Origin of the sequence: Arthrobacter sp. (assembly GCF_031179985.1) — a bacterium.
GTDB lineage: Bacteria > Actinomycetota > Actinomycetes > Actinomycetales > Micrococcaceae > Arthrobacter.
The window spans coordinates 115,655-131,137 of sequence record NZ_JAPSHJ010000009.1 but is presented as its reverse complement, the minus strand read 5'-3'; the positions used below and the strand labels follow the sequence as shown (position 1 = coordinate 131,137).

At 62.0% G+C, this 15,483-nt stretch carries 13 protein-coding genes; 3 read left to right on the top strand and 10 right to left on the bottom strand.

Annotation, left to right across the window (positions count from 1 at the left end):
* The first annotated feature begins 274 nt into the window (after positions 1 to 274).
* Positions 275 to 511 carry a hypothetical protein gene (locus tag RIN13_RS06805; protein WP_309106572.1) on the top strand — a complete coding sequence of 79 codons (237 nt, stop codon included), beginning with the start codon at positions 275 to 277 and terminating at the stop codon, positions 509 to 511.
* 287 nt (positions 512 to 798) lie between these two features.
* On the opposite strand, the gene RIN13_RS06800 is transcribed toward RIN13_RS06805, so the two are convergent.
* The 4 genes from RIN13_RS06800 to RIN13_RS06785 all read right to left on the bottom strand — a co-directional run bounded on the left by RIN13_RS06800 (position 799) and on the right by RIN13_RS06785 (position 4,712).
* Positions 799 to 972, bottom strand: coding sequence for a hypothetical protein (locus RIN13_RS06800; RefSeq protein ID WP_309106571.1), 174 nt, complete (start codon positions 970 to 972; stop codon positions 799 to 801).
* 224 nt (positions 973 to 1,196) lie between these two features.
* On the bottom strand, positions 1,197 to 2,528 hold the full coding sequence (locus RIN13_RS06795; protein WP_309106570.1) for an MFS transporter: 1,332 nt from the start codon (positions 2,526 to 2,528) through the stop codon (positions 1,197 to 1,199).
* Positions 2,529 to 2,633: 105 nt separating this feature from the next.
* On the bottom strand, positions 2,634 to 4,088 hold the full coding sequence (hpaB, locus tag RIN13_RS06790) for a 4-hydroxyphenylacetate 3-monooxygenase, oxygenase component (RefSeq protein WP_309106569.1): 1,455 nt from the start codon (positions 4,086 to 4,088) through the stop codon (positions 2,634 to 2,636).
* Between the two features lie 48 nt (positions 4,089 to 4,136).
* Complete coding sequence (locus RIN13_RS06785) at positions 4,137 to 4,712, bottom strand: flavin reductase family protein (protein WP_309106568.1); 576 nt, start codon at positions 4,710 to 4,712, stop codon at positions 4,137 to 4,139.
* 158 nt (positions 4,713 to 4,870) lie between these two features.
* On the opposite strand from RIN13_RS06785, the gene RIN13_RS06780 reads away from it, so the two are divergent.
* A complete protein-coding gene (locus RIN13_RS06780; protein ID WP_309106567.1) occupies positions 4,871 to 5,605 on the top strand; it encodes an IclR family transcriptional regulator in 735 nt (244 codons plus the stop codon).
* A 14-nt stretch (positions 5,606 to 5,619) separates the two neighbouring features.
* Here the strand turns inward: RIN13_RS06780 and RIN13_RS06775 are convergent, their stop codons facing one another.
* From RIN13_RS06775 to RIN13_RS06760, 4 genes are all read right to left on the bottom strand, one after another.
* A complete protein-coding gene (locus tag RIN13_RS06775) occupies positions 5,620 to 7,038 on the bottom strand; it encodes an MFS transporter (RefSeq protein WP_309106566.1) in 1,419 nt (472 codons plus the stop codon).
* Positions 7,039 to 7,155: 117 nt separating this feature from the next.
* The gene (locus RIN13_RS06770) at positions 7,156 to 10,182 is read right to left on the bottom strand and encodes an AAA family ATPase (RefSeq protein ID WP_309106565.1); all 3,027 of its coding nucleotides are present in this window, start codon (positions 10,180 to 10,182) and stop codon (positions 7,156 to 7,158) included.
* Positions 10,179 to 11,378 (bottom strand): exonuclease SbcCD subunit D, encoded by a 1,200-nt coding sequence (locus tag RIN13_RS06765; protein ID WP_309106564.1) that lies wholly within the window; start codon positions 11,376 to 11,378, stop codon positions 10,179 to 10,181. Before RIN13_RS06765 ends, RIN13_RS06770 begins: the two co-directional genes overlap by 4 nt.
* Before the next feature lie 69 nt (positions 11,379 to 11,447).
* Positions 11,448 to 12,482 (bottom strand): aquaporin, encoded by a 1,035-nt coding sequence (locus RIN13_RS06760; protein ID WP_309106563.1) that lies wholly within the window; start codon positions 12,480 to 12,482, stop codon positions 11,448 to 11,450.
* Positions 12,483 to 12,687: 205 nt separating this feature from the next.
* Between RIN13_RS06760 and RIN13_RS06755 the strand changes: the two genes are divergently transcribed.
* A complete protein-coding gene (locus RIN13_RS06755) occupies positions 12,688 to 13,809 on the top strand; it encodes an ADP-ribosylglycohydrolase family protein (RefSeq protein WP_309106562.1) in 1,122 nt (373 codons plus the stop codon).
* On the opposite strand, the gene RIN13_RS06750 is transcribed toward RIN13_RS06755, so the two are convergent.
* Positions 13,796 to 14,332, bottom strand: a complete 537-nt coding sequence (locus RIN13_RS06750) for a DUF4395 domain-containing protein (RefSeq protein ID WP_309106561.1) — start codon at positions 14,330 to 14,332, stop codon at positions 13,796 to 13,798. The two genes, RIN13_RS06755 and RIN13_RS06750, sit on opposite strands and share 14 nt — an antisense overlap.
* Before the next feature lie 29 nt (positions 14,333 to 14,361).
* Positions 14,362 to 15,420 carry an exonuclease domain-containing protein gene (locus tag RIN13_RS06745; RefSeq protein WP_309106560.1) on the bottom strand — a complete coding sequence of 353 codons (1,059 nt, stop codon included), beginning with the start codon at positions 15,418 to 15,420 and terminating at the stop codon, positions 14,362 to 14,364.
* Between the last annotated feature and the right edge of the window lie 63 nt (positions 15,421 to 15,483).

Below are 15,483 nucleotides of genomic sequence, written 5' to 3'. Positions count from 1 at the left end.
CGAATACTGAGTTGAACTGCTGCCAGACAATCGCAGCGGCGAAGAGCGCGAGCATAACGGCGCTCGCGCCCTACTGATGATGCGAGTTCAAGCCATACTTGAGTTCGCCGTCCGGTGAAGGATCGGCTAACGGGCACACGGAGAGCCGTCTTTGTCCCGTCGGTGTGAGTCCGACCAAGGATAGATTGACCGTCCCCGACAGGAGTTTTTTGAACCACTGGGGCGAACGTGCAGAATAGCCGGCAGTGCAACGATGCAAGGCCGAAGGGATGGAATGAGCGAGTCCGAACAAATCAGTGTCAAACTCAGCGAGGACGAGGCACTGGTGCTCTTCGATTGGCTGGCCCGGTTCAACGAACGCCGTAACACTGATCTTGCTGACCAAGCGGAACAACGCATCTTGTGGGATATTGAATGCTCCCTGGAATCAGTACTGGTTCAACCGTTCTTGGAGGACTACACCCTACTGCTGGCTGAGGCCCGAAGCCGCCTTGGAAACCCCAGTCCATAGTGGTCGGAGCTTGGCGATGCAACAGCCATAGGGACAAGAGAAATGCTCTTCGGGCTGTAAAACACGCCCGGTAAAGGGTCGGCGGCCTCAGGCGGTCATTGCAACAGGAGTCCTTCAATCAGTTCGATCGGTTTTTTGAACTCTAGTCTCTTGCGTGGCCTGTCGTTGAGTTCCTGGGCGACCCAGTCGAGGTCTTCCGAGCTGTGGATGCTTATGGGCCGGAACCGCGAGCAGCGGAAGCAGAGAACCGCCGATTCCGCTCAATTGATGGCGGATGCCAGTAACTATCAAGACCCGCAGTTGTTCACCCGCGGCGTCCTCTGCGTTGCCAGCTCGCCAATCTCGTCCGCCATCTCCTGACCCAGCTGCGTGAAGTGCGCTTCCGTATCCTCGATCTGGCTGAACTCCTCCTGATCGGTCGACTTCATCGTTTCCATTGCGTGCCTGCCGTGCTTGTTCATTGCGCTCCTCCTCCGGTTCGGCCCACAGAGCTTCAAAACTCAGTTGGCCACTAATCGCCTTTTTCCGTGCCGCACGTAATCTCCGCTTTGATCGTCAAGGTACCGGCACAAACCCACTGAAAGCTTTCGGGCGGAAGAACGATCCCCGGCCGCAAAGCGACCGGGGACCACGTCCACTGTTTAGATATTCCTGCCGCTCCAAGTGCATGCCGCAGATGGAGGACTTAGTGCCTGCTGATACCGAGGAGGTTTCCTTTGGTCTCCTTGGCCAGGATCACGCCGATGGAAGAAATGACGCAGAGAATCATGATGTAGATACCGATGGATCCTGTCCATTTGGTGGTCTGGAGCAGCCACTCCGCAATACTCGCGGCGAAGGCGCCGCCCAGGATGGCTCCGAACGCGTAACCGATCGAGATACCCGAGTAGCGGACATTCGCCGGGAACATTTCGGCATACATGGCCGACATGGGGCCGTAGGACAGGCCCAGTCCGATTGTCAGGACGAAGAGTGCCACGCCATACAGCACGATGTCCTTGGTATCAATGAGGGCGAACATCGGGATCATCCACGCAAAGATGATGGCGTAGCCCGTGAGGAAGGTTTTGACGCGGCCTATCCGGTCAGACAGCCAGCCCCCGGCCAGCGTGAAGATCAGCCAGCCAAACGATGCCAGGGTGGTGGCGAGGAGGACTGGCGGTGCGGGCATCTGAAGCGAACGGGTGGCGTAGGAAATGAAGAACGCAATCAGCAGGTAACCCGCCGCGTTGTTGGCGATAAAGATCATCGTCGTGTAGACAACCGGGGTCTTGTGTTTGCGCAGGAGCTCGCCCAGTGGTGCCCTGCTCTCGGCTTTGCGGGCGGCCATCTCCTGGAAAACAGGACTTTCCGCAACAGCCCGCCGGATCAGGTAACCAACCACGATCAGCACGATGGACAACAGGAACGGAACACGCCAGCCCCATGCTGCGAAGTCATCCCGGGACATGCTGCTGTTAAGGAAAAACAGCAGGCCGGTGGCCAGGATCATTCCGATGGGGACACCGATCTGGGGATAGGCGCCGAAGATACCCCGCTTGCTCATGGGTGCGTGTTCCACAGCCATCAGGGCTGCTCCGCCCCACTCACCGCCAGCCGAGAAGCCCTGCAGGATCCGGAGGGTGATGAGGAGGATCGGGGCCCAAACGCCGATCTGGCTGTACGTAGGCAGCATGCCGATCAGAGCGGTGGCAGCCCCCATCATTACCAGCGTGAATACCAGCATCGCCTTGCGTCCCAGCTTGTCTCCCAGGTGCCCGGCAACAACGGCTCCGAGCGGGCGGAAGAGGAAGCTGATACCGATGAGGGCAAAGGAGAGAATCTGCGCCAGTCCGGGATTGGCCTGCTGCAGGGGTGTGAGAAACAAAGGTGATAAGAGAGTGCCCGTCAGCTGGGCAAAGATGAAGAAGTCGTACCACTCGATGGTGGTGCCGACCAGCGTCCCTGCGAGGACTTTGCGTTCCTCATGTTTACTGCTGGGGCCCGTCTCTGAATCAACGGAGGAAGTTGCGGTCATTGGAACTCCATGGCTGGGGGCACTGCTAGTACCTGCGGACACGTTTTACTGATCGAACGGTCAGTTAGTTAGTAGGATACCCTGTTTTTGTGATCAATCCCACAGTCAGTCTTCCCGGTGCAGGAACTCGCGCACGCGGTCACGGACCGGGCCGCGATCGTAGCTGTTGACCAAAGCGCCGGCCATCCGCACCGGATCTCCAAAGAAGAAGTACTCGTAGAGGGATTGCCTGCCGGAGAATCCTGATATTGATGCGTCGAAGGCCAGCTTGAACAGGCGCACACGTTCAGGTCCGGTAAGGGTCTTCCCCTGGAGGTACATCTCAATGTCTGCCCTGGCGTCGCTGTTGACATCCGCTTCACCGGGAAGAGCCATGAGGCCCGAGGCGGAGAACTTGCGGATGATCTGTGGGAAGCGCTGGGCGATCTTCGGGTACCAGTTCCGGGCGGCATTCAGCGTGCTCCACTTGGGCAGCATTACGCCTTCGTCGTTAAGCTCCGCGTCGGCCTCGGAGGCCCGGATCAGGGCCTTACCGATTTCGACGTCGATAATCAGCTCTGCGATGTCTTCCTGAATGTGCTGGAACCCGTCGATGCCGATCGACTCGGCGAGCTCAGACGCCAGCCCAAGGAAGAACTCGCTCTTGGCGATGGTCCTGGTGACCACCTGATGCGTCATCAGGGCACCCGCGCCGGTTTCCGAGTAGAAGGCGTTGCAAAGCTGGGGGTTGCCGAGCATGAAGATTCGGTCGCTCGGAACAAAAACGTCATCGAACACGGCGACGGCGTCCATCTCCTCGTAGCGGGAAGCCAGAGGTTCATCGTGGGTGCTGCCGCCGTTGTAGAGGGACGTCCGGCAAAGGTAACGCAGGCCGGGAGTGTCATTCGGGATGGCGAAGGCGTAGGAGTACGGGGCATCCTCCGGGGTATTTCGCAGGACGGTGGACGGGAAGACCAGGAGCTCATCGGCAATCGGCGCTATGGTGGCAAGCATCCGCGCGCCTTTGATCACGACGCCGTCTTCGCGCCCTTCCACAATGCGGGCCGACAACTGCCCACCCATCTGCTCCGAGCCTGAAACGGATCGATTCACTTGCGGCGGGATCAGTGTGTGAGTAGCCAGGGTGTCATTCTCCCGTGCCCATTCGTAGTAGTTCCGGATGTTCTCGGCGAACTTGGGATCCGCCTGGGAGAACCACTTCTGAGCAGTGGCCAAGGCGGTCAGTGAGGAGTTCATGTAGTCCCCCGACCGGCCGAGGAAACCGTTGGAGTACTCCGCCCAGGTTGAGATCGCCTTTCGCCGCCGTTGGAGGTCCTCTAGCGTTTTCGGTACCAGGAATGAAGCGTTCACCAGATCACCAGACGTGGGAGAGGTGTACGTAAGCGCCTCCTGGTGCTGCGGATCATGCTGCATGTCGAAAAGCTTCGCGTAGGAACGTGCAACGTTTTTGAAGGCCGGGTGCTCGGCGACTTTGCCACTGACAACTTCGCCGTCGATCACCACGTGGGGACTCATGGCATTGAGCTTGTCCAGGTACTGCTGTCCGGTGCGGATACCCATGATCTTTCTCCAGTCATCGTTTAGGCGTGCGGAATGCGTGGCGTGCAGTCAGAGGAGTTCTTCCATGCCCAGCTGACTCTCGGGGATGGTGGTGAAGTTGCTGTTGGCAAATGCCAAGGCGTCGCCGTTCCGGTAGTCGAAATCAACGACCTGGCCGACATAGAGTGTGTGATCGCCGCCGTCGTACGCCGCCCACGGTGTGCATTCGAAGTAGGCGAGAACATTCAAGAGCCGGGGCGCCGTGCTTCCTTCGACCCAGACGGGCTCCCTGCCCGGGCGTCCGGCAAAATGCATGGCCAGCTCACGCTGTTCAGCTCCGAGGATGTTCACCGTGAATGGCCGCCCGGCAAGCTCGTCATGAGCCTTGGTGTGGCGGGCAATACTGACCAGCACCAGCGGAGGGTTCATCGAAACCGAAGTGAACGAGTTAACGGTAATTCCATGCCGTTTGGTAACGCCGTCGAAGGTCACTATTGCCACTCCCGTGGCGAACCGTCCCAGGCTCCCGCGAAAGTGGTGATTGCCGGGCGTTCCCCGTCCGTCAGCAGTACTCCCCGGGCCCGCCCTTTCCGGGAGCTCTGCCTTCTGAGGAAGCTCTGCCTTTTTAGGTGGCTTGGCAATCATCAATGATTCCTCTGGTCCGCCCTGGGACTTGTTCTATAGTTCGGCCTAGCGCTGTTCTATAGTTGAACTTACAGTTCCCAAAAAGAACGCTACCGGAAGGTGGGTCCGGGCACAAGAGGTTCCGCAGCCTGCCCTTGCCGCCACTTAGGATGGACCACATGAACTCGCTTGCCGCCAAGAGCCCGCCGGATTCCGCTCCCCAGGTTTCCCCTTCTCAAACCCTGTCCAGAGGTATCAGGGCGCTGGAGATTCTTGCGGAGGCAGACAGGCCCCTGACTATTGCCGAGCTCTCCACTGCCCTCGGGGTACACCGTTCTGTTGCGTACCGGATTTTACGGACGTTGGAGGATCACTCACTGCTGGTGCGCGACGACGGCGGGCGCGTGCAGCCGGGCCCCGGGCTGGCTGCGCTGGCCAGGGGTGTATCTCGCGATCTGCAGACCGCGGCCTTGCCTGAGCTGACGCAATTGGCCAATTCCCTGACCATGACTGCGTTCGTGGCGGTGTGGGACCATCAGGACTGCATCACCTTGGTAACCGTTGAACCGAGGCACTCCGGCGCGGCCGTGGCGCAGCACCCCGGCTCACGCCATCCGATCAACGCCGGTGCGCCCGGAATTGCCATCCAGTCAACGTTCAACGAGCAGGACTGGAAGGACCTTGCCCCCGGGGTGGTGTACCGCCGAGAGGCCGCGGACGCAAGGCAGCGCGGTTATGCGGCAAGCCACGACGAGGTCATCGCTGGCGTGTCCTCGCTTGCTGTTCCCGTTCGGGTTCCTGGGCGCCGTCCTGCCGCCATTGCTGTTGTTTACATCCGCTCCTCCCAAGACCCGGCGGAGGTGGCCGCGGCCCTTAAGGCCAGCGCCGAACGCATTGAAGCCCAGCTGGCCTAGTCGCGCCTGCGCCTTTAGGCTGCGGTTCCCGCCCGCCTTTTCTGCACGGCACGGAGTACGACGGCGGCTGCCGTCCCCAGAAGGAACAGCACGGCCGCAGCGCAAACCGGGACCAGGAATGCGGTGGAATAGCCGTGATCCTGTGCCAGATGCCCGGCGATGGATGATCCCAGGGCAGTACCGGCGACGATTCCGCTGGCAAGTGCTGTCATGACAGTCCCCAACTTGCCCGCGGGAGCCACCAGGCCGCCGATGCTGAAGACCGAGACCATGAGCGGGCCAACCGGCAATCCCAGGATCAGCAGCACCAGGATCATGGGCAGGGCTGTGGAAGGCACCAAGAGCAGCAAAGCAAAGCCTGTCATCAGCCCGGCGCTGACCAACCAGCGCATGACCAGGCTGATGCGCCGCGACCAGTAGGCCACGGACAAGGCCGCTGCGGCTGAGCTCAGCCCCATCACTGCATAAAGCAGTCCGGCAATCTCCGATGTGGCAAAGCCTGCCGCAAACGAGCTCAAGGCCGTTTGGGTGGATCCGAAGAACGTTCCCATACAAACCATGGCCGCCACGGGCAGAGCCACAGACGCAGCAACCCTGAACCGGGTGGCGCTCTTCTTGCCGGGCTTCTGATCACGCCGGGGCTCGTCATTCCCCGGTTTGTCGGCAGCGGGCTCGTCCCCGGCGGGCTCGTCCGCAGCCGCCTTTTTCAGGACCGGCTTTATCCTCCTCGGTACCGCAAGATGCGTGGGGTGTACGGCAAAGGCCGGAACCAGCGTGATGGTCAGGGCAGCAGCCAGGGCGAGGGGAAGCCAGGGCACAACCAGGCTCGCCAGAACACCAACCAGCGCCGGTCCCAGGACGAACGTCAGTTCATCGGCCGTGCTCTCGTAGGAGAGGGCGGTGTCGAGGTCCTTGGCGTTGTTGACGGTACTGCCGCGTGCTGTCAGCGCCATCCAGCGGACTCTCGCCAAGGGCCCAACCTGCGGGCAGCTCGCTCCTGCCAGAAAAGCCGCGACCAGAACCGGCATGCCCTGATCCAAAGCACCGCTGCCAGGCGCCAGATAGGCAGCCAGAATCAAGGCCAGAACGGCAGCGCAGTTAATCAGGGATGCAGCCAGCAGGACAATTCGTTGGCCGTGCCTGTCGGCGAGCCCTCCGAGCACGGGGGCACCAAGGGCCGAACCAATGCCGACCGCCCCCGCTGCAGTGCCGCCGATGGCGTACGAGTCGCTGACCGAGGTGACCAAGGTCAAGGCCCCGACAGTCAGCATGGCCAGTGGGAGCCTGGCAAAGAGTCCGAGGGGAATGAAGCTTTTGCCTGCCAGGAGAGGCAACCGCGCGAACCTTCCGCGCGCCGGGGTGTCGTTCTTCAGCTCCTGGCTCAGGTGATCCTGATGCTGTGGAGGCTGGGAAAAAGATGTGGGAGTAGTCATGGTTCCGGGCTCGTTCAGTAGTGCGCATCGTCCCTCCGCCCGATGCGCGCAACCCGGTAACCCGTCAAGTGTAGCTGAATCAGGGAGCCTTTCCTGAATTCCCGGCCAGACGCCTGCCTACGCTGCCTCTGCGGTATCCGCTATGTGCAGGCTGGAGCCGTTCCTGCCTTTGACCACCTGAAGTTGTATGTTGATGCGCTGCTTCATTTCGGCAACGTGGCTCACCAGTCCCACCACGCGGCCACCGTCACGCAGCCCTTCGAGGACGTCCATAACCTGTTCCAGGGCCTCGTCGTCCAGGCTGCCAAAACCTTCGTCAACGAACAGGGTTTCGATGTCGATCCCTCCTGCTTCCTGCTGCACGACGTCAGCCAGCCCCAGGGCGAGGGAGAGGGAGGCCATAAAGGACTCACCTCCGGACAGGGTCGCAGTGTCCCTTCGCTGGCCGGTCCACTCGTCCACCACTTCCAGCCCCAGACCTGACTTCGCACCCTTGGCAGCCTTGGCGTCCGTATGTTGGAGGGTATAGCGCCCGTCGCTCATTCCGACGAGCCGTTCGGAGGCTGCAATGGCAACCTGCTCCAGGCGCGCAGCCAGCACGTAGCTGTTAAGGCTCATCCGATAGTTGTTGTCACCGCCGCCTCGGGCTGCTTCTGCCAGGGAAGTCAGGAGTTCTGCATGTTCGCGCGGTTTTCGCGAGTCCTCCATCAGTTCCCCGTACTCCGCAAGGATGTTTCGCAGCGTCCGTACCGACTTCGAAGCCATGGCTGCAGCCAGGGCGGCTTCCCTCGCTGCATGCTCTGTGGCAAGGGAAGCCTCCCGGAGCTGATCAAGCTCCTCGTTGCCAACTGAGGCCTCCGCTGCCGCTTCGCTTGCTGCGAGCATCAGATCCTCGCCGGCGAACAGCTCCTCCACTTTGGCCTGCTCATCCTGGCCGGCCCGGATAAGGGATTCGAGGGTCTGTGCATCCTGTGGAGGCAACAGGACAGCGCGGGCTTCTTCCACCGAGGAGAAGCCAGCGACTGGCAGATCCTTGTGAAGCTGCCCGGTGACCTCCGATACCCGCGCAGCCGCCCTCCCTGCCTCACTCTCGGCTGCCTTGGCGTCTTCCAATAACTCGATGGTCCCGCGGACGGCCTGGATCCGCTGGTTGATGCTGGGGTAGCTCCCCCGAAGATTCGTGAGGGCGGCCTCAAGAGAATCAGTTTGCTCCTGCACCTCGGTTAAGGCGGAAGCGGTTTCGGCGATGGAGGCAAGTGCTGTGGCTTGCGCCTCTTCTGCGGCCGAGATGCTGAACGCCAGCTCCTCCAGGCGGTCCCGGTCACGGTCGAGGTCAGCAGCGGCGCGGACGGCGAGCGCAGCACGCTCCTGCGACGCCAAGGCATCGTGTTCGGCGATCACGGGATCCGTATCACCGCCTTGTGCGGCGAGTACGGCCAGTTCCTGTTCCGCTAGTGACAGTTCGCGCTCGATGGCCTGCAGCGCTTTCTCTGCAGCGTCAGTTTTCGTCTGGGCTGCCTTTTCGGTGGCTGCCACCTCCAGGGCTGACTGACCCGACGTTGCGGGAGAGGGGTGCTCGGCGCTTCCGCAGACGGGGCACGGTTCATCAGGGGCAAGACGGCCCGCAAGTTCTGCTGCTGCGTTGGCCAGCCGGGCTTCACGCAGGTCCAGCCAATCCTGACGGAGTTCGTGATGAAGGTCCCTGGCTTCCCGGCGCCGGTCCGCGATCCGGGCAACGGACGCCACAGCGGAACTGTGACGACCGACGATCTCGACGAGTTCTTCTGCCGCAGCCGCTTCTTTGGTGCGGAGGCGAACTTCTCCCGCGAGCTCCTCAAGGGGGCGCATCCCAGCCGCGACTGCAGCGTATTCTGACCGAAGGTTGTTCAGCGACGCAGCATTCGCGCTGCATTGAGCCTCAAGATCCAGACGTAGCCGGCTGAGCTCGGTTCTCCGTTGGAGGAGCCCGGCGCACCTGTCCTCGTCGGCCAGCCGTTCGCTCAGCACAGCAGAGAAAGAGCGCAACCGCTCCAAGGACTCGCCGACATTGCTTCGTGATGGGTCCTGCTGGTTTTCGGCAGCGTCCCAGCCTTCCAGCCGGTCATCGCGGAGGTTTGCCATTGCCGTCCGAAAAGACGCCGCGGCCACCTGTTCCTGCCGTTCTGCTGCCTTGACAGCGTTCAGCTGGCCACGCAGCACTTCGGCCTTGCGGTGCAGCTCCAGTTTCAGGCGGGCGGCTTCCAGGGCCGGGGCAGCCAGCCGGACTTCTGATCGGCGCCTTTGGGCTGCTTCAAGCTTCTTCCGGCGGGTATTTTTTGCAATGCCTGTTTCAAGGTTCTCTGCCCGGTCAATGCGCAGAGCTTCCGCGGCATCTGCCGTTTTTTGGAGCCCTGCAGCTGCCGCCTCGGCTGTGGTGGCCAGCCAAGGCAATACATCACAGCCGTCAGGCACAGCGGACAGATCAAGCTTCAGCGATTCCGCCTCGGCCTCAGCGCGGCCAAGGAGCATCCCCAGCTGGCCGGTCAAGGCTTCTACCTTGAGGCGGGCAGCCGCTCCCTGGCGCAACAGCTCCTGCTCCACCGCTTCGAAGCGTTGCGTTCCGAAGAGTTTCTGCAGGAGCTCCAGCCGGTCTTTGGCATTGGAGCGGAGAAAGGCTGCAAAATCACCTTGTGGCAGCATGACGACCCTGGTGAATTGCTCGCGACCCATCCCCAGGATTTCCGTAATTTCCGCACCGGCCTCGTCATTGCGGCCGGACTTTTCGATCCAGCTGCCGTCGACCCGTTCGCGGAGGAGGGTCTTGGCCTGCTGGCCTGTGAACCCGTTCTTTCCGCGAGTGCTGGGCTTGTCCCATGCAGGCCATCTGGAGACTTCAAAGTACCTGCCGCGTGCCGAGAATTCGCACGTGACCCGAGGCTCCGCTGAAGGCTCGGCATGATCGCTGCGCAGACGTTTCCCATCCTGCCTGGCACCGGGGACGGCCCCGTAGAGCGCGAAGCAAATGGCGTCCAGGACGCTGGTTTTTCCGGCGCCGGTGGCTCCGTTGAGGAGGAACAGCCCGTGGGCTCCGAGCCGGTCGAAATCAATATGCTGTGTTCCGGCGAACGGTCCGAACGCTGAAATCTCCAGTCTGTGGATCCTCATCGCGAGGCCTCTTGGAGCCGGATGTTGTCCAGGACAGCGGCCAGGGCGGCCCGCTCGGAATCATCCGCAGAGCGTCCCCGGACATGCTCCAAAAAGCCGCAGCAGATGGAGAGGTCATCCTCCGCTTCCGACAGTCTGCTGCTGTAGCTGGTCTTTGCTGTGGCTGCGGCTCCTTCCGGATCGAAACCAAGGACGAGGGTGTCCGGGAACCGGGTCCGCAGCTTTTCCATGGCCTGGGCAGGTCGTTGGGGGTCCGTCAGCGTGATCTGGCAGAACGCCTGCTCGGCCCACGTATATTCCTCAGACTCCAGGAGCGCTTCGATCCTGCCACGAAGGACGGCGAGGGTCCGCGGTGCCTCCCACAGGACTTCCGTCACGGCCGCTACTCCTGTGGCGTCGACGTCTACGAGCCAACCGCCCTTGCGATGCCCGGCCTCGGAAAATGAGTATGCCAACGGGGATCCGGAATAGCGCACTGCCGGCGAGAGCGTTTGCCTGCCGTGCAGGTGGCCTAAAGCCGTGTAGCTGAAACCATCGAAGAGGTCCAGGGGAACGGCTCCGACACCGCCGATGGACAAGTCACGTTCGCTGTCTGAGCTGATTCCGCCGCTTGCGAAGGTGTGAGCAAGAACGATGGTGTGGACGGGTCCTTCCTCTGCCAGTTGTGCAACATGCTCCCGGATCCGCTCGGTAGCTGCCTTGGTGACCTCGAAGTGGCTTGGCGTCCTGGCTCCAAGCTGTTCGGCCACGAGCCGCGGCTCCAGCCAGGGAATGCCATAGACGGCCAGTACAGGACCACGCCGGTCCCCCGCGGCGCTGCCTCCCGGTCCACCATCATCCACCGGGAAAAGGACCGGCTGATCAAGCTCGGAAACCCTGGTTCGGAGGTGCACGCCACCACGCTCAAGGAGCCGCGAGGCAAATCCCAGCCGTATGGCGGAGTCGTGGTTCCCGCTGGTCAGCACCACCTTGGCCCCGGCTCCGGTCAGCCTGACCAAAGCATCGTCCAAGAGCCCCACCACATCCACTCCAGGCAAAGCCCGATCGTAAACGTCGCCGGCAATCAGGACCACGTCCACGGACTCATCCCGGACGACAGCCACGAGCTGGTCGATGAACGACCGCTGGGCTTCGAGCATGCCAACGCCGTGGAAAGAACGGCCCAGGTGCCAGTCCGAGGTGTGCAGTAAACGCATGCCATTAACGTATCGGCTGGGGGTGACAGTTTCGGACAGGCCCGCCCGGGGCGGCTGGGCGCGTCCTGATCAGCTGTTACTTTTCGACTTTCCTTCAAAGAAATCGCGGGCTTCGTCGTCGCTGTCCTTGTCCTTTGCAGCGCTGCTCTCCGAAGCGCTCACAGCCGAGGCCCTGCGGTCGCCGTCGGAATCGTCGTCAGCGTCGGCGTCGGCCCCGAAATCGGTGTCGTCCTCGGCGTCGCTGGTGTCTCCCGCATCCCTGTCCGCAGCGTTGCCCGCAGTGACGGCGGATCCGCGGTCCGGGCTCCAACTGAAGCCCCGAAACACCAACCCCGTGATAGCTGCGCCCAGCAGTGGCCCCACCCAGAACAGCCAAAGCTGCTGTACGGGCCAGCCGTCACCAAAGATGGCGAAAGCCGTGGCCCTGGCGGGGTTGAAAGGAACATTTCCCACCGCCTGACCGAACTGCAAAAGGACCGCGAAGGTGAGGCCGACGGCGAACGGGGCGGCAGCCTTGACCGGGTTCCTCCCCGCTGTACTGCCCAGGTAAACGGCAACCAGCAGGGCGACTCCAAGCACTTCTACCAACAGCACTCCGGCAAGGGAGGCCCCCACGTAGGAATGATCACCGAACCCCGCCGCTACACTGTCGAACACCACCCCTGTGTCGGGCAATTTCGGCAGGCTTCGCAAGAGACTGAAAAACGAAAGGGCGCCGAGGAGCGCTCCCACCAACTGGGCACCCACAAATGCGGCTGCCTCGACCGGCCGGATACGTCCGGCAAGGAAGTTGCCAAGAGTGACAGCCGGGTTGAAATGCCCTCCCGAGATATAGCCGAAGGCAAACATCACAGCGGTGACAGCCAACCCTGAAGCCAACGAAGCCGGCAACGGATTGGACTCCGGGATGCTGAAGATCGGCACGCCCAGACCCACCACCACCAGGATGAGGGTCCCCACGGCTTCTGCGGACAAGCTGGCCACGAGCCCGCGGACCACAGGCTGAGGCAGTGCCACCTGATCCGGCCCCGCCTCGCCGGCATTGGCCGTGAACGGAGGTGACTTCACATCATCCGAGGAAGACGCGGACAAAAGCGTGCTCATGAATCGATCCTTTGGTTAGTGGGACACACAGTGATTCATGGGTGTGCATCCGGAGAGGTGGCTGTGGTTCATCCGGAGAAGCCGTGACGGTGAGCCAGTCTGCCAACCCTTTCTGGGTGGTTGCTGACCCGCCTCTGACAATCCGCCGGGCGCTTAAGCCCGCCATCGGGACAAGCTGCCTGGAATTTCCCGGTAAATTTGCCGTATGAGCACAGTTCCCGATCGCCGACCGCACCCTTCGGCCGTGTCCCGCATTCATGCATGCCTGCTGGGCGGGGCGTTGGGAGATTCTCTGGGCTATGCAGTGGAGTTCGATTTGGTGGACCGGATCAGGGAGCGTTTTGGGCCTGCCGGCCTTCAGGATTTCAGCGAGCTCGACGGCGGTGTCCACTTTTCGGACGACACACAAATGACGCTTTACACCGTAGATGGCCTTGTTGAGGTGCTGGAGTGGGCAAACGATGGAATAGGTGCCGACGCTAACGCCTGCCTGTGGCTGGCGTATCTGCGGTGGCTGGCAACGCAAGGTGTTCCGGCACCGGCGTCAGCACCCGTGCCGCAGCCGCGCTGGCTGGACACCCATGAAGTGCTCAAACACCGCAGGGCGCCAGGCAACGCCTGCCTCAGCGGGCTGTCAACCGGAGAGATGGGCACCGTCTACCGGCCTGTAAATCCTGACTCCAAGGGATGCGGAACCGTCATGCGCTCGGCTCCTTTTGGCCTGATCCCGCATATCCCTGTGGATTCCGTGTACAAACTCAGCTCGGACGCCGCTTCACTGACGCACGGTCATCCTTCGGCACGCCAATCCGCGGGAGCATTCAGCCTGATTATTCATGAACTGGTGAGCGGCCACGGCTTGCAGGAAGCGGTGGAGGCCGCCGAGGCCTACATCCGGGGACTGCCTGAACCGTGCCAGGAGCTCTTGGAGAGACTGGAGTCGGCCTTGGAGGCCGCGGATGAGGCACGGTCTTCAGCCGGAACCGGCTCACGTGGCCCGGGCAACATTTTCGGCCCCGAAGAACTGGTCCAGACGCTCGGGGAGGGCTGGGTCGCCGAGGAGGCTCTCGCCGTCGCGGTTTACTCGGTTCTGGCAACGGCGCCAGCTGACGGAGGCAGCGCGGACCCTGTAGCGCACTTCAAGGCAGCTGTCCGGTTGGCCGTGAACCATTCCGGCGACAGCGATTCGACCGGCTCAATAGCCGGGAACATCCTGGGTGCCTACTACGGCGAGGCCTGCCTTCCGGCTGAGTGGCTGGACGCTCTTGAGGCTCCGGAGGTCATCCGCGCAATGGCAGCTCAGCTGGTTACAGTTACGGGCGCCTGAGCGGGATGTTGTTGCAGGCTTCGCAAACGTCTTCGGGGATCAGTCCGCGGCGCTGAAGAAAACCAAAGATCACACACCCGAGGCAGAACCCCGCGAAAGCCTCAAGAGAAGCAGCGATAATCAGGACGGCCAGCAGCGACCACGCGACCGGCGCCATTCCTGCGGCCAGCAGAACCGCAGCAGCGGTGGACATCGCAGCCCCCATTCCCTGGGCGAAGCGTTTGGGCGGACCGGGCACCAGCTTCACCCGGCCAAGGCGGGGGGCAAGGACCTTGACGGACAGCAACGCCAACGGTGAGATACGCGGGCCGAACAGTACCCTCAGCCAGAAGCCCACGGCGATTGCCAGCAGTCCCCAGCCGAACCCTGTCAGCAATGTCACAACCGCGACAACCACCACGAGCCCTGCCGTAATCCTGGCAGCGTACTCGTTGACTGGATTGGGAAAAGCGAACGCTGCCCGCCAACCGCCCCGCACATGGCCTGCCGCGGCAGTGGCTTCCGGCGTCTCAACTCTGCTCATCTTGCAAGGGTAGGAGAGCCCCGCCCCCGCTAAAAGATTTGTTGCTCCCTGTGAACGGGAACCGGGTAAAGCCGGGACGCGGCGAACGAGGACGCAGGCATGTGTCCGCCTACCATTTGCAGGAACTCCCCCTCGGACAGCACTTCAATCTGCTGTCCCCGATCGTGCAGCTCCAGGACTCTTTTGGCTTTGCCGGTAAGCCGGCCTGAGCGCAGGTCTGCAGCTACAAAGCCGTCGCCCACAACCAACAGCGTGGTCCGTGCAGTGACCCGGCTCTCCGGTCGCGCGCCGAATTCTGCCGAACGCACCTTGGCTTCCGGCCTTGCCATGGTGAGCTGCCCCGTAAACACCACTGTCTGGCCGTACAGCGGATGGCCCGGCTCGGCGTCGGCATTTGGCATTGGGTTGGCCCCTTCTTCGGGCCAGCCGGACTGGAACGGCCTGGAAGGCGCACTCCCCGCTCCCAGGGCTGCGAGCGCCGTCAGCGTGGCCTTGGACAATTCATCACGCCGCGGATCAAAAGCAGGCTGGTGCGGCAGAGCCAAACCAAGGGAAAGGTATAGTTCCCCAATGCTGTGGGACCTGTTGCGGGCGGCAATGTCAATGAGGATTCCGGCGCAAGCCCGTGCATCCTCGGCAGCATCATGGTGGTTGACGAGAGGTACTCCGGCCTCTTCAGCCGCGTAAGGCAAAGAGTTCGAGACCAACGAATAACAGCGCCGGGACAGCATCACAGTGCAGGCGTAGTCGTAGGCGGGACCGGCAAGGCCGGACACCTCCAGCCCCGAGCGGATGACGCCCAGGTCAAAGGCCGCGTTGTGGGCGGCCAGGACATCACCGCCAATGAATGCACCGATCTCCGGGAAAAGTTCACCAAAGCGAGGCAGTCCAGCCACATCCTGGGACCTGATGCCATGAATCCTGACGTTGTGGTGATCGAAGTGGTCATGATTTTCCGGGGGCCGCATCAGCCAGGACGCCTCTTCGACCACAACACCTCCGCGGACTTTACTGAGGCCAACAGCGCACGGCGAACCGCGGAAGCCATTGGCAGTCTCGAAGTCGATCGCCGTAAAGTCCAAACTCACGGCTCAACTTTAGCCGTGGCAGGAGGGCCGGCCTTTACGACTCCCCGTATGGGGAAGAGATAG